The following is a 13,812-nucleotide window of genomic DNA, read 5'->3' as shown; positions in this document are numbered from 1 at the left end:
ATTATATTATAAACTATCTGATTGACTTTGTCAATGAAGCGCTTTCAGATTTGTGAAAAAATAAAGGCAGAGAAAATTATTTCTCTACCTTACTGATTAAAATGCATTTACTCTAATCTTCTCAATCAACGTGTTAGAGGAAACCAAACGTATTCAAGACTAGACAGACCAATCCCCCTTCAATTCTACCATTTTTCAGGCACTTGATTTCTCCAGCCTGTGAAAACTTGTGCATAGCCCAGTAGATACAAGGGCGTCAATGCGATGCTCAAGCCTACCAAGGCAATAATCATATAGAGTCCTGACAGCATAAACAGGCGAGTGATGACTGCTACTCCTGCTGACAGGCAGCACAGGACGATAGCATGAATCTGCAAAATGTTGATCTTTTGTTTCTGTTCAAAATATCTCAATTTTGAGACGATTACCATCTGATAGAGCAAATTGATCAGCTGATAAGACAAGCTAAGTATGATAAAAATCATAAAAAATGCTAAGTAGTTCTCACCAAAAAAGATGGAGCCCCAAAAAAGCAATTCAAAATGAAGAAATAGGTAAGAGCTGGTCGGAATGATCTGTAGCACTTTGGTATCAAAAAACTTTTGGAATAACAAGAAGGCTAGCAACAAGATAGCGATATGCCCAATCGTAAACTGCATGACCATCATGCTCCGATCATGGATCTCACCACGCAAGAAAATCGAAACGATAAATACCAGTGAGATAAAAAATAACTCAATCAAACCGGCTTTATAAAAATCCAAATTTCTGATTGGACTATCATCCGTAATAAGGACATTCAAAAACTCATAATATCTCTTTTTCATATTATAACTCCCATTTATTAAAAAAATTCCCTAAACTTTGCGGAACTTTCTATAAAAAATTCCACATTTCATTATATCATATAGGCTATAGGATTAGGAAGTCTTATAAAATATTGGTATATCTTTAGAGGGGAGGCCTTTCTCAATCATTCGCCAAGTTGGCATTTTTCCGTTATAATAGTAAGGATGAACATCAAAGAAGAAATTATTAACTTAGCAAAAGAAATTGGGATTTCTAAGATTGGCTTTACGACAGCGGATGATTTTGACTATCTGGAGAAGTCGCTACGCTTGGCTGTAGAAGAGGGACGAAATTCAGGATTTGAGCATAAGAACATCGAGGAGCGAATCAAGCCCAAGCTGAGTCTGGCTTCGGCCAAGACCATTATCTCTATCGCAGTCGCCTACCCCCACAAGCTCAAGCAGCAACCTCAGAAAACGACCTACAAGCGGGGGAAATTCACCCCCAACAGCTGGGGACTGGACTACCACTATGTCCTGCAGGACAAGCTGGATCGGCTTGCCAAGGGAATCGAAGAGCTGACCGCTGACTTTGAATACAAGGGCATGGTGGACACGGGTGCCTTGGTCGATACTGCTGTAGCTCAAAGAGCAGGAATCGGCTTTATCGGCAAGAACGGCTTGGTCATCTCCAAGGAATTTGGCTCCTATATGTTTTTAGGAGAGCTGATCACCAATCTGGACATCGAGCCTGATCAGCCTGTCGACTATGGCTGCGGAGACTGCAACCGCTGTGTGACAGCCTGCCCTACTTCCTGCCTGATTGGCGATGGCAGCATGAATGCCAAGCGCTGTCTATCCTTTCAGACTCAGGACAAGGGCGTCATGGATTTGGAATTTCGCAAGAAGATTAAGACTGTCATCTATGGCTGCGATATCTGCCAAATCTGCTGTCCTTACAATAAAGGCTTGGACAATCCGCTCGCAACAGAGATTGACCCTGAGCTCTCTCATCCCGAGCTCCTACCTTTCTTGGAGCTTTCCAACGGTCAGTTTAAGGAGAAATTCGGTCATGTGGCCGGCAGCTGGCGGGGGAAAAACATCCTTCAACGCAATGCCATTATCGCTCTGGCAAATGCCAACGATCGCTCTGCCATTCCCAAACTGCTGGAAATTATCGACAAGGGGCAAAATCCGATTCATGTCACTACGGCTATCTGGGCTCTGAGTCAGCTGGTGCGTGAGGTCCATCCAGAAATGATAGAACTGGTCATGAACGTCAAAAATCCGACCCCTCAAATCCAAGAAGAGCAAGGCCGTTTCCTAGAGAAATTTGGCCTAAAAGAAAAACTTATGATAGAAAACTAAACCGCCGAGATTCTTCAATCTCAGCGGTTTCTTTATTTTTCTTCTTGTTTGCGGATTTCTTTGATAATGGAGCCCATCTTGACTGACTCGTCGCTGAAATAGCGGTAAAGGCGTCCATCGCCATCTCCCATGTAGCTGATAGGAGAAAAGCGGTCACTGCGGAAAGCGTCATTCTCATCAATCAAATCCTCATCCACCACGCGCCGAGTGACACGGGCGATGACATTGGTCAATGCACCGCATTCGACCATATCCAGCACCTGACACTCAATGGATACAGGGCATTGGTCTACCAGCGGAGCATCCACCGTCTCGCCAATTGTGTAGCTAAGACCGGTCAGGGCAAACTTGTCCTTGCGGCTGTTGAAACCAGCAATTTCAGACTCTTTAGTCAAATCCTTCTCAGGGACATTGACTGTGAATTGCTGGTGCTTGGTAATCTCTGTAATGGCATTCCCCTTGGTACGCATGGCAATAACCATCATACTTCCCAAGGAATAAACCGAGCTTGAAGTCGAAATATTATAGCCGTGCACATCGTCCTTATAGCCTAAAAAGAAGACTGGAAAGCCGAAGTAAAGTTTTCTCGTTTCAAAAGTACGTTTCATATATGTTCCTTTATTTTTAATTCTAAAATAGATTAGCTGGCTGGGGCATGATCAACTGAAATGTCCCTTATCCCCTATCAATTTTTTTGTCACAGGGTGATGAGCCTGGATAGGAAGCTCAAAGTCCTTTATCTCGTCAACGATTTCCCCGTCTGCCATGACCAAAATCCGATGGCAGAGAGCGTAGCTCAGCTTGAAGTCATGCGAGATGAAAAGATAGGTCAGCTGGTATTTCTCCCACAAATCATATAGGAGGCGTAACAACCTTCCCTGAACAATGGGATCCAGGCCGCTCAGAGCCTCATCAAAGATAAGAATATCTGGCTTTAAGAGCAGGCCACGGGCGATGCAAATCCGTTGAAGCTGGCCACCGCTGAGCTGGCGCGCCGGCTGACTCAGAAAGCTTTTGTCTAGACCGACGTCTTCTAAAATAGCTTCTATCTCTTCCCTTGCGACATCTTTTGGCAGCGCTTCTGTCAAGACCTGCTCGACTGTAAAGTTCGGATTGACTGAGTGAAGCGAGTCCTGAAAAACCAGCAGAATTCTCACGCCAGACTTTTTGACTGAGTAGGGCTGGCCATCCAGCAGGATCTCACCCTGGCTAGGTTTTTCTAGGCCAATCAGTAATTTAGCTAGCGTGCTCTTGCCACTGCCGCTCTCGCCCATCAGGCCGATAATTTCACCCTTCTGAACTGTAAAATCACAGTCTTTGACAACCATTTTCCCATTGAATTTTTTAAAAACATGTCTACATTCCAGCATCTTGTCTCACCAACCGTTCGTATGGATTTCCTAAGATAAGGTCTTGACTATAGGTCTGCGAAGGACTCTCAAGGAGCTTGGCCACTGGCCCTTCCTCCATGATAGCGCCCTGATACATGACAAGCATCTTGCCTCCTAGCTCTCGCGCCAAATGATAATCATGGGTCACTGTGATGAGGGTCTTTCCCTTAGCCAGCTGCTCCTTTAAGATGAGGATAATCTGCTCGCGATTGTGGATATCCAGCGCCGAAGTAGGCTCATCCAAAATGATGGTCTCCGGCTCTAGGCAGAGCAAGATAGCCAACATGACCCGCTGCAGCATACCGCCACTGAGCTCAAAAGGATATTTCTTCAACAGTTCTTCCGGCTCTCCCAGTCGCACCTCTTTCATGGAAGCTATTGCCTTATCTATACAGGCCTCTTTTGAAATCTTGCTATGACTGCGCAGGGTTTCCCAAAAATGGCTTTGAATGGTCTGAAAGGGATTGAACATAGCCATCGGATTTTGAGTCATATAGGCTACTTTACTGCCTCGCAGCTTCTGCCAAGCTTTGAGAGAATTTCGCTCCAAAGCCATGGAACCATAGTGGACTTCTCCTTGCATACTCAAGGATGGAGGCAGCTGACCAATCAATATCTTGGTTAAGAGAGTTTTACCAGAACCACTCTCCCCGATAATGAGCAGCGACTGCCCTGCCTCCACTTCAAAGCTGATGTCCTGCAGAATGGTCTTTTGCTCAATCTGGGCTGTCAGTTTCTTTACTGCTATTTTTTCCATATCTGTTTCCAGCCTTTCTCTTCAAAGCATTCGGCAAAAAGATTAAAGGCAACCACCGTCAGAAAGATAGCCAGGCCGGGCGCCAGCATCATCCAAGTTGCCGTTTGAAAATGGCTTCTAGCGTCATGCAGCATCATGCCCCACTCGGTAATGTTGGGTTGTACACCGATTCCCAAGAAGGAAAAACCAGAAATCATGAGAATGATATTCCCAATATTCATCAGCACAATAATCAAAATAGGCTTGTAGATGAAGGGCAGGATATGGGTTTTGAGGATATGGAACTGGGAGAGTCCCATGGTCTGGGCAGAAATGACATAGGCTTCCTCCTTGGCACTCTTGACCAGATTGGCCGTCACCCGAGCGTAGTAAACCCACTCTATGATGACAATGGCTAAAATCATATTGGTCATTCCCTGCCCTAGTATCCCAACGGTAGCTAGCGAGAGCAGGAAGCTTGGAAATGCAGAAATAACATTTGCAAACCATAAGAAAGTCGCTTCAGCCTTTCCCTGGTACCATCCAATCAGCAAGCCGACTGTGACACCGATGACCACTTCCAGCAGGCTAATAGTCAAGGATAAAAAGAGAGAATAACGAGCCCCGTGCAGCAGACGAGACAAGACATCTCTGCCCAGCTGATCGGTTCCCAGCAGATGAACAGCGTCAGGTGCCATTAGTTTCTTTGAAATCTCCACATGCTGGGGGTCGAAACTCGATAGATAGGGAGCAAAGAGAGCGCAGATGAAGAGGGACAGCAAAATGACACTTGAAAAAATAAATCGTTTAGACATTGCTCCTCCTTTTTCTGACTCTAGGGTCTATCCAGAGCGGCAGCTGCTGGGTTAGAATGTTATTTCCCAAGAATAATAGGCCAAATAAAAGCATACAGCACTGGATAATGGGCAGGTCCACAGACTGCAGCGCATCTACAAAGAGGGAGCCGACACCATTCCATGAGAAGACTTCTTCGACAATCAAGGATCCTGTCAAGAGATAGACCAAGGTCAGGCTCAGGCCTGTCGCAATGGCTGGCAGGGAATTTCTCAAGAGATGATTCTTGACCAGGAAGAACTTGCTGACTCCGCGCAGGAGGGCATTTTCGACATGGACACTGTTCATCTGCTCCAGTACAGCCTTGCGGATCAAAGCGGTATATTGGCCAATCAATGACATACTAAGGGTCAGACTAGGAAGAATCAAGCTGCTAAGGTCCTGCTTGCCCGAAACTGGCAGCCATCTAAGCTGAACAGCAAAAATCACAATCAGCATGTAGCCTAACCAAAAGCTGGGCATGGAAACGCTGGAAAAGGATAGAAAGCGAGTGACCTTATCAAAGAGAGAATCCTTGTAGACCGCACTAAAAATCCCCAAAGGAATGGACGTAAGCAAAATGAGAGCAAAGGATGTCAAACCCAGAGAAAGGGTCGACTGGAAACGCTCCAGCACCAAGGGCAGGACAGGAACCTTTAATAGATAAGATGTTCCAAAATCCCCACGAAGAGCCTTAGTCAGCCAACCTAGATACTGCTGGGGCCAAGGTTGATTGAGGCCCAGATAATCTCTGGCCTTTTCCAAGGATTGAGGAGTCACTTGAATCTTAGATACCCTTAAATAGTTTTCTGCTTGATCAGCTGAGGATAGCTTGGCCAAGAGAAAGGTCAATACTGATATCATTAACAGGGCGACCAAGAAAGAAACTATTTTTTTAAATAAATCTTTTTTCATAGTCCTTAAAAGAAAAGGGGCGGCTGATAAGCTTTTCGCTTAGCAGCACTACTCCCTTTATATTAAAATTTGCAGTTATGAAGCCAGCTTTTATTTTTTCTCAATATAGCGCAGTGGGAAAGCATTTTCTTCTGGAGCAAAGCGCATGCCATCGAGTTCTCCCTTGCGGTAGACGGAAACAACGGACTGGTAAGTGATTGGAATATAGATAGCTTCATCGTGGAGCATGGTGAGGACTTTCTTATAACCTTCATCGACTTTTGCCTCGTCTGGTTCGACCAGAGTTGCCTTGATAATTTTATCAATTTCTGACTTAGATGGCAGAGCTTCTAGGGAAACATTTTCTGGGTGGCCATGGTCAGCTGGTGAAGTCAGGGCAGTCATCCAAGCATGCGGATCCCAAGGTGCTCCCCAAGAGAAGGTCAGCATCAAATCAAAGTCGCCAGTCTTAATATTTTCCCAGTAGTCATCTTCTTCCATCGCTTTGAGCTGAACATCAATTCCGATTTTCTTCCATTCGCCTTGGAAGTATTCAACCAAGTCCTTGTCTGTCGCCTTAGAAGAGATATAAGGAACATTTAGGCTTAATTTCTTGCCATCTTTTTCACGGATACCGTCAGAGCCTTTCTTCCAGCCTGCTTGATCCAGCATCTTTTCAGCCAGCTTGATGTCGTAGTCATAGGGAGTCAGATTGGCGTCAGAGTGCGGAGTAGACTTAGAGAAGATGGTATCAGCTGGTGTTTCTGTTCCGCGGAAAATGTCTTTCGCAATAGACTTCTTATCAACCGCATGGTTCATAGCCTGACGGACAGTCTTGTCTTTGAAGATTTCTTGCTTGGCATTCAAGAGCATGAGGCGGCTGGACATTGGCTGAGATACGTCTGTCGTATACTTGTCATCCTTGGCATACTTGGCAAAGTTATCCAGACCGATAACACCATTTCCATAGATTAAGTCAACATTGCCAGACTCAAACTCAAGAGCACGGGTTTGTGGGTCTGGAATAATCTTGACTGTTACTTCTTTCAGTTTAGGCTTTTCACCCCAGTAATTTTCGTTACGGGTAAAGGTGATGTACTCGTTTTGCTTCTTGTCTTTGACAACCCATTGACCGGTTCCGATTGGCTTTTTGAGGTTGTCCTTGGTCGTGTCGTCTCCGTCAGGGAAGGCAGCATCAGCTATGAAGCGGATTGGACGAATCATTGATAAATCATAGAGGGTCGCACTATAGGCTTGTTTTAGCTTAATCTCAAAGGTATGCTCATCTACAACTCGATAGCTTTCCAGCTGGTTGGTGAAGTCAAACCAAGTATGGTTTTTCTTATTTTCTTCTGAAAAGACGGTATCGAAATTCCGTTTGACATTTTCTGCATTAAAGTCAGAGTCGTCTGAGAACTTTGCCTTTCTCAGCTTGAAGGTATAGGTTTTACCATCTTCGCTGATATCCCAGCTTTCAGCCAGGGCTGGCTCTATTTTCCCATTGTCACCGTAGCGGACTAGGCCTTCATAGACCATATCCTGAATGACAAATTGGTCTGGATTGTAGCGGTGAGGATTGACATCCCCAAAGTCTTCGCCCCAAACCATAGTGAGTTTGTCTTTCTCATTGACCTGTTGAGAAGAGTTTGAGTTTTGCTGGCAGGCTGCCAAGAATAAAGGCAGCAAGAGGACAACTAATAAAAATAATTTTTTTCTCATTTTTATTGAATCACTTTCTTGTATTCATATTTTTTATGATTGCAGTCCCAAGAGATAGGGGCTATAATTTTTTTAGCTGTTGATTTTTTGATGTTCAACTCATGCGGTTGTACTTGCTGTTCAGAGCGTCTCCGAACTTGGTAAAGAGGAGAATCGTCAGAATCAGCAAGATACAAGGGAAGACCACAATCCAAGGGGCTTCCTGAATGTAAATCCGTCCGTCATTGATCATGGCTCCCCACTCAGGCGATGGTGCCTGAGCTCCCAGACCGACAAAGCTAAGACCAGCAATTTCCATGATAATGGTGCTGATGTCAAAGCTCATAGTCGTCAGAATCTGAGGAAAAAGGCTGGGGAAATAATAGTTTTTCAGGCTTGTCCAAAAACTATTGCCATACATTTTAGAGGACTGGATATAGGGTTCATTTTTCAGCTGCAGGGTCATAGAGCGCATCAGGTAGGCATACTTAGTCCAGGCCGTCAGGCAGATAGCGATGAGGGTTTGCTGGAGACCGATGCCCAAGATACTGACGATGGCAATGACCAAAATGATAGAGGGGAAAGACTGAAAAGCCGTAATAACCAGCAAGATGAGCTGGTCGAATTTCCCGCCGATAAAAGCGCTAGTCACCCCGATAAAGGAGCCCACCGCCGCAATCAGCATCAGAATCATCAGGGCTGGCAGGACTGTTTCCGCACCTCCGCTCACAGCACGTGCAAAGACAGACCGGCCTAGAGCGTCCGTTCCGAACCACTCACTGCTGCTCGGCCCTTGCAGGGCTTGGCCCAGATTGACCTTGGTCAAACTGTCACCCAAGAGATGAGGGGCCAAGGAGGATAGGATCAGAGCCAGGACGATGAGACCGCCCAAGACCAGGAGTTTTCGATTGATTTTCTTATCCATACGAGCCCTCCTTGCTTGTTTTTAGTCTCTTCATGCGCGGCAGCAGTTTGGGATTTTCCTGAGCCAGTAGGACGCGAGGATTGAGCCAAACCATGAGCAGCTGAAAGACTAGATTTACAGTCAAGACTCCCGCTGTGATAAAGAGGACCGCCCCCTGAACAAGGGGATAATCCCGCTTGGCGACGACTCCTATCAGCATCTTACCGATGCCCGGCCAGGAAAAGAGGTGCTCGATAATAGCCACCCCTCCTAGGAGCGAGCCCAGAGAAAGGCTGACCAAGGTGAGAAGAAAGGGCAGAACATTGTAAATCACATCATGCAGCAGGATATGTCCCTCTCGAATCCCCCGACCTCGCGCACCTTCGACTTCTGGTGAATGCAGTATTTCTATCAAAGCGGTCCGCAGCTGCGGGATATAGCGAGTAGACATGATCATGGCCAGTGTCATGACTGGCAGGACTAGGCCCAGCTCATTGGCCGTTGCCTGAATGGGAAGCCAGTGAAGCTGAACGGAAAAGATCAGAATCAGGATAATTCCCATAACAAAGCTAGGAATGGCATTCAGGAAGGCCAGACCTGCCATCAGGAAGCGGTCGATAGGCTTTCCAGCATGGTAGGATGTGTAGAGAGCTGTCGGCAGGGAAATCCCCAGAGTCGCTAACAGGGTATAAAAAGCTAGGTAGACTGAGTTGGGGAAATAGAAAACCAGCTGCTCCCAAACCGAAGCTCCGGAATTATAGGTCACACCAAAGTCGCCATGGACAATCCTGCCCAGCCAGGCCAGATATTGCTCCATAAAGCTGCCATTCAGTCCCATCTCTTCCCGCTTGATTTCCAGCAGTTCCTTGGTAAAAGGAATGCCCTGAGCATTGAGGATACTCTCAGCCGGATCTCCCGGTGCTAGATAAACCAGCAAAAAGGAGATAAAGCTGACGCAGAGCAGGATGAGGACAAATTGCAGAATAGTTTTGATAATAAATTTAATCATGCGCCTCCCTTTCAGATGTCTGGTAGCTTTCAGGCTTCTTGCTGGCAACGGCCAGCAGCACTTCGCCTTGGTGGACGACCAAGGTCGCTTTCTGATAGAGGACCAGACCGTCTTCCTTAGCAGTCACCTTTTCTAAAATATTGCCATAAATATCACAGATTTCGCCGATGACCTGACCAGCCTGTACTGTTTGATTAGGCCGAACAAAGCACATCCAGCAGCCCGATCTCTGACTGGTCAGATAGTAGCTGTCGTCAAAAATCAGTGGCGCCTGCTTATAATAGGGCATGCTCCCTTCAAAAAGATAGCTGGCAACTTGCTTGACCGACTCCTTCATGGCCAGAACATCCTCTGGCAGACAGGTGCCGTTTTCTCCCTGCTCCAGCAGGATACTGGGCAAACCATAGTCCACCGAGGCAGCGTGATAAAGATTGCCGCAGTCCTGAGATTGATAGATTATCGGTGTCCCAGAAGCCTGCAGCATCTGATAGGACTTTTCGACCACCTCTGGATTCGCCTGCAGAGAGTAGTAACCATGCGGTGTCAGCAGTTCTTCTCGATTACCGCTATGCAGGTCAATCAAGAAATCACTGACGCTAAAGACCTGGCTCTCAATCACAGACCGAATATGATAGCTGAGGCTGGAAACTGGCTCTTGATTCTGAAAAATCCTGTTCAGATTGAGGCCGTCTTCAGGTACAAGCGTCGTCTCCCGAGCCCAGAAGCCGCTGACATTGACTGCATGCAGGAGGAGGACAGAGCCCTGAAAGTTAAAGTCCCATTCATGCGCCAAGTCCATCAGCGCCTTGACTCCGACATACTCACAGCCATGCACTGCCGCACTGATGGTCAGCAAGGGCTGGGTGGCTTGTCCTTTGAGTAAGGTGTACTGGATAGCCAGCTCATCTGTGATGGGCAGACAGCCCTGATAGCTGCTGCATGGCGCCATAGAGTCTAGTTGTTGCTTAATCCTCATCTTTATCCTCCCTGTACTGACTGAGTAGGAGCTTGGTATAGTCACTCTTGGGAGCAGAGACGACCTCTCGCATGCTGCCCTTCTCCTGCACGATTCCGTCCTTGAGGACGACCAAATCTTCCGCAAAATTGCTGACCAGTGCGATGTCATGAGAGATGAAGAGAAAGGAGGTCTGCGAACGCTTCTTGATATCTGCCAGTAGCTTCATGACTTCATACTGAACAGTCACATCCAGGGCACTGGTGATTTCATCGCAGATGAGCACATCAGGATTAATCAGCAGGGCACGGGCAATAGCTGCCCGCTGACATTCTCCTCCACTCAGCTGGTGTGGCAGCCTCTGAGCAAGCTCAGGTGTCAGACCAACCGATCTCAGCAAGTCACAGATGGCCTGCTTTCTATCTGACTGCTGCTGATAGAGAGAGAAGTTTCGACAGACCTCTTCTAGGCTCTGCTGAATGCTGCGCTTGGGATGAAAAGTCGACTGGGGCTGCTGGGCGATGTACTGGACCCGACCATAGTAGTCCCTATCCTTGTAGGCAGAGACTGGCTGGCCCAGTAGGGTTAGCTCCCCTTGGTCCGGCTTTAAAAAGCGGCAGATGAGTTTGGCAATGGTACTCTTACCAGAGCCTGATTCACCGACCAGACCCAAAGCCTGTCCCTTTTCCAAGCTAATGTCAATATCAAATACACCGATTCTCCGCTCGCCTATCTGACTGTACTCGTAGGTCAGTTGGCGACCAACCAATACTTGATTCATAGCAGCCCCCCTTCTCTAAATGCTGCTAGCTTAGGCACGGCCTTCAGCAATTTCTGGGTGTAGGCCTGCTCAGGATGGCGAAGAACTTGATGGGCTGGACCACTTTCGACAATCTGCCCTTCTTTCATGACGACTACTTTTTGCGCTAGATGCTCAGCCACACTGATATCATGTGTAACAAAGAGAATGGCCATGTTTTCCTCTTGATGAAGCTGGCTCAAGAGATTAAGCAGCTTCATTTTCGACAGGACATCCAGAGCGCTAGTCGGCTCATCAGCCAGCAATAGTTTGGGCCTGCTGGCTAGAGCTAGCGCTACACCGACCAGCTGCATCATACCGCCACTGAGCTCGAAAGGATACTTATTGACGACTTTTTCAGGCAGCAGCCCCACCATCTCTAGGCATTCTTCCAAGGGACGGAGATTTGCTGCTTTCTGGCCCTGATTTTTCACCAAGTCCTGATAATGCTTTTTGATCTTACGGCGGTTATTGAAGCTGAGACTGGCATGCTGACTAATCCAGGCCACTTCTCGGCCTACAAAAGGCAGATAAATGCGGTGGCCCTGGGGCTGAATTTCCTGCCCCTCAAAGGTAATACTGCCCTCTGTTACTATCAGCCCCCTAAGAGGGAGACCCAGCAGCATCTTGAGCAGGGTGGACTTGCCACTGCCACTCTCGCCCACAATCGAAAGGGACTCCCCCTCAGCAAGAGAGAGGGAGACCCGATCGAGAATGACTTTATCTGCTGACTGCACCAGAAGATCTTTTATATCCAGCATGTTTTATTCCTTTGATAATTTGTTGCTGACGTGATAGTAGTCTGTTGGATGGGATTCCAAACCAGAGACGGACTTGTCCATTACCAGAGCGACCTTGAAGAAGCCGATAATAGTAAAGCCGTAGTCTTTGTCCATGATTTCTTGAATTTCCTTGCTGAGCTGATTGCGCTTCGCTGGATCTGTTTCAGTCGCCAGCTCTTCGATTTTCTTATCCGCTTCTGGGTTGCTGTAGTGACCAATATTAGCTGCACCGTTTGTCTTGACAGCGCTATTGAAGAAGGCATACGGATCACCAATCGGAGCTGCTACCACCGCATAAGGTGTGAAGGCATAGTCCTTTTCACTGGCAACGGCACTGACTTCAACTTTCTTAATGGTCGCTTCGATTCCGACTTCCTTGAGCTGCTGCTGGGTTGCTTCTACAGCCAGCGGCATTTCAGGAAGACGAGTAAAGGACAGCAGCTCAATGCTGACTTTTTGACCGTCTTTTTCACGGTAGCCATCGCCGTCAGTATCCTTGTAGCCAGCTTCATCCAAGAGTTTCTTAGCCTTGTCTACGTTAAATTCATGGACGCTCTTTTGCAAGGCAAAGGCAAAGCTAGTAGGGAAAGGTCCAACAGCTGGTACAGCTGAGCCTTTAAAGAGGGATTCTGAGTAGGTCTTCTTGTCTACCAAGGTATCTAAAGCCTGACGGAACTTGTCATCTGCTACGTAAGGATTTTCAAAGTTATAGTAGTAAGCTAGGTAGCGGGAACCTTCTACTTCAGAAATTTTGTAGTTCTTATCGGAAGCATAGGTACTTAGATTTGCATAAGGCAGACCATAGACAGCGTCGACTTCTTTAGACTTGAGGGCTGCAGAAATAGCTGTCGGATCAGAGAAGTATTTAATCTTCAGATTAGCAACTTTTGGCTTACCATCCCAGTAGTCGTCATAAGCCTTGAGCTCTGCTCCGCTCTCAGGAGTGTACTTGGTCACCATGTAAGGTCCCGTTCCGACAGGAGCCTTGTCAGATGCACTCTTGCCAGTCGTATCGACAATGGCGGAGTATGGCTCTGCCAAGAGATTCGCCATGATCGGTTGCACAGCCTTTGTCTTGATGGTCACGGTTTGACCCTCCGCAGAGATACTGTCAATGCCCATATCTGATGCTGCCCGTTCGCTTGTCTTAATCAAGCGTTCCAGAGAGGCTTTGACCTTTTCACCGGTCATTTTTTCACCATTTTGGAAAGTCACCTTATCCTTGAGGGTAATTTTCCACTCTAGGTCTGAGACTGCTTCGATTTTCTCAGCCAGCCAAGGTTTTACCTCAAGTTTGTCGTCCATCTTAAAGAGGGTTTCTCCCACTCCGTAACGGACCGTGAACCAGCCATTGTATTCCGCTGCTGGATCCACATTTGCTGGAAACTGGGTATAGCCGATGGTTACAGTCTTGCTGCCACTATCGCCAGTAGGCTCACTGGTTTTGCTAGGGTTTACACAGGAGGCTAGGGCTAGGCCTGCCAAGGCTAAAACCATAATTTTTTTAAAATGTTTCATAAAATATTCAAATTCCTTTTCTATTTTGTAAACTAATTTAAGACGGTCTGTCCTAGTCAAATCTAAATACGCTTCGCTCTCTGTCTAAGGTGGTTCAGTGTCCTGCAGATGAGAGAGCAAACGAGTGAAAAACAAG

General features: G+C 46.9%; 14 protein-coding genes. 1 reads left to right on the top strand and 13 read right to left on the bottom strand.

Features of this window, described 5'->3' with window-relative positions; translation table 11 throughout:
- Positions 1–185: 185 nt before the first annotated feature.
- Positions 186–827 (bottom strand): lantibiotic ABC transporter permease, encoded by a 642-nt coding sequence (locus O3621_RS07625; protein ID WP_125331216.1) that lies wholly within the window; start codon positions 825–827, stop codon positions 186–188.
- A 186-nt stretch (positions 828–1,013) separates the two neighbouring features.
- Between O3621_RS07625 and queG the strand changes: the two genes are divergently transcribed.
- Positions 1,014–2,156 carry a tRNA epoxyqueuosine(34) reductase QueG gene (gene queG, locus O3621_RS07620; protein ID WP_371514029.1) on the top strand — a complete coding sequence of 381 codons (1,143 nt, stop codon included), beginning with the start codon at positions 1,014–1,016 and terminating at the stop codon, positions 2,154–2,156.
- 32 nt (positions 2,157–2,188) lie between these two features.
- Here the strand turns inward: queG and O3621_RS07615 are convergent, their stop codons facing one another.
- From O3621_RS07615 to O3621_RS07560, 12 genes are all read right to left on the bottom strand, one after another.
- Entirely contained in the window at positions 2,189–2,764 is a 576-nt protein-coding gene (locus O3621_RS07615; protein WP_002901082.1) for a flavin reductase family protein, read from the bottom strand.
- A 51-nt stretch (positions 2,765–2,815) separates the two neighbouring features.
- The gene (locus O3621_RS07610; protein WP_371514028.1) at positions 2,816–3,526 is read right to left on the bottom strand and encodes an ABC transporter ATP-binding protein; all 711 of its coding nucleotides are present in this window, start codon (positions 3,524–3,526) and stop codon (positions 2,816–2,818) included.
- Positions 3,513–4,304, bottom strand: coding sequence for an ABC transporter ATP-binding protein (locus O3621_RS07605; RefSeq protein ID WP_126435869.1), 792 nt, complete (start codon positions 4,302–4,304; stop codon positions 3,513–3,515). Before O3621_RS07605 ends, O3621_RS07610 begins: the two co-directional genes overlap by 14 nt.
- Positions 4,292–5,098: an ABC transporter permease gene (locus O3621_RS07600; protein ID WP_371514027.1), complete on the bottom strand. Its 807-nt coding sequence runs from the start codon at positions 5,096–5,098 to the stop codon at positions 4,292–4,294. The genes O3621_RS07605 and O3621_RS07600 overlap by 13 nt, the downstream gene beginning before the upstream one ends.
- On the bottom strand, positions 5,091–6,032 hold the full coding sequence (locus O3621_RS07595) for an ABC transporter permease (protein ID WP_223323143.1): 942 nt from the start codon (positions 6,030–6,032) through the stop codon (positions 5,091–5,093). The genes O3621_RS07600 and O3621_RS07595 overlap by 8 nt, the downstream gene beginning before the upstream one ends.
- Positions 6,033–6,122: 90 nt before the next feature.
- Positions 6,123–7,730, bottom strand: a complete 1,608-nt coding sequence (gene nikA / locus O3621_RS07590; RefSeq protein WP_268699214.1) for a nickel ABC transporter substrate-binding protein — start codon at positions 7,728–7,730, stop codon at positions 6,123–6,125.
- A gap of 94 nt (positions 7,731–7,824) precedes the next feature.
- On the bottom strand, positions 7,825–8,634 hold the full coding sequence (locus O3621_RS07585; RefSeq protein ID WP_371514026.1) for an ABC transporter permease: 810 nt from the start codon (positions 8,632–8,634) through the stop codon (positions 7,825–7,827).
- Positions 8,627–9,622 (bottom strand): ABC transporter permease, encoded by a 996-nt coding sequence (locus O3621_RS07580; protein ID WP_371514025.1) that lies wholly within the window; start codon positions 9,620–9,622, stop codon positions 8,627–8,629. Before O3621_RS07580 ends, O3621_RS07585 begins: the two co-directional genes overlap by 8 nt.
- A complete protein-coding gene (locus O3621_RS07575) occupies positions 9,615–10,598 on the bottom strand; it encodes a M14 family metallopeptidase (protein ID WP_371514024.1) in 984 nt (327 codons plus the stop codon). The genes O3621_RS07580 and O3621_RS07575 overlap by 8 nt, the downstream gene beginning before the upstream one ends.
- Positions 10,588–11,358: an ABC transporter ATP-binding protein gene (locus O3621_RS07570; protein WP_223323135.1), complete on the bottom strand. Its 771-nt coding sequence runs from the start codon at positions 11,356–11,358 to the stop codon at positions 10,588–10,590. Before O3621_RS07570 ends, O3621_RS07575 begins: the two co-directional genes overlap by 11 nt.
- Positions 11,355–12,137: an ATP-binding cassette domain-containing protein gene (locus O3621_RS07565; RefSeq protein ID WP_371514023.1), complete on the bottom strand. Its 783-nt coding sequence runs from the start codon at positions 12,135–12,137 to the stop codon at positions 11,355–11,357. The genes O3621_RS07570 and O3621_RS07565 overlap by 4 nt, the downstream gene beginning before the upstream one ends.
- Positions 12,138–12,140: 3 nt before the next feature.
- Positions 12,141–13,736 carry an ABC transporter substrate-binding protein gene (locus tag O3621_RS07560; RefSeq protein WP_314448271.1) on the bottom strand — a complete coding sequence of 532 codons (1,596 nt, stop codon included), beginning with the start codon at positions 13,734–13,736 and terminating at the stop codon, positions 12,141–12,143.
- Between the last annotated feature and the right edge of the window lie 76 nt (positions 13,737–13,812).

Source organism: Streptococcus sp. 20925_1_22 (genome assembly GCF_041431685.1).
Taxonomy (GTDB): Bacteria; Bacillota; Bacilli; order Lactobacillales; family Streptococcaceae; genus Streptococcus.
The sequence above is the reverse complement of the archived record's forward strand: the minus strand, read 5'-3'. Positions and strand labels throughout refer to the sequence as shown.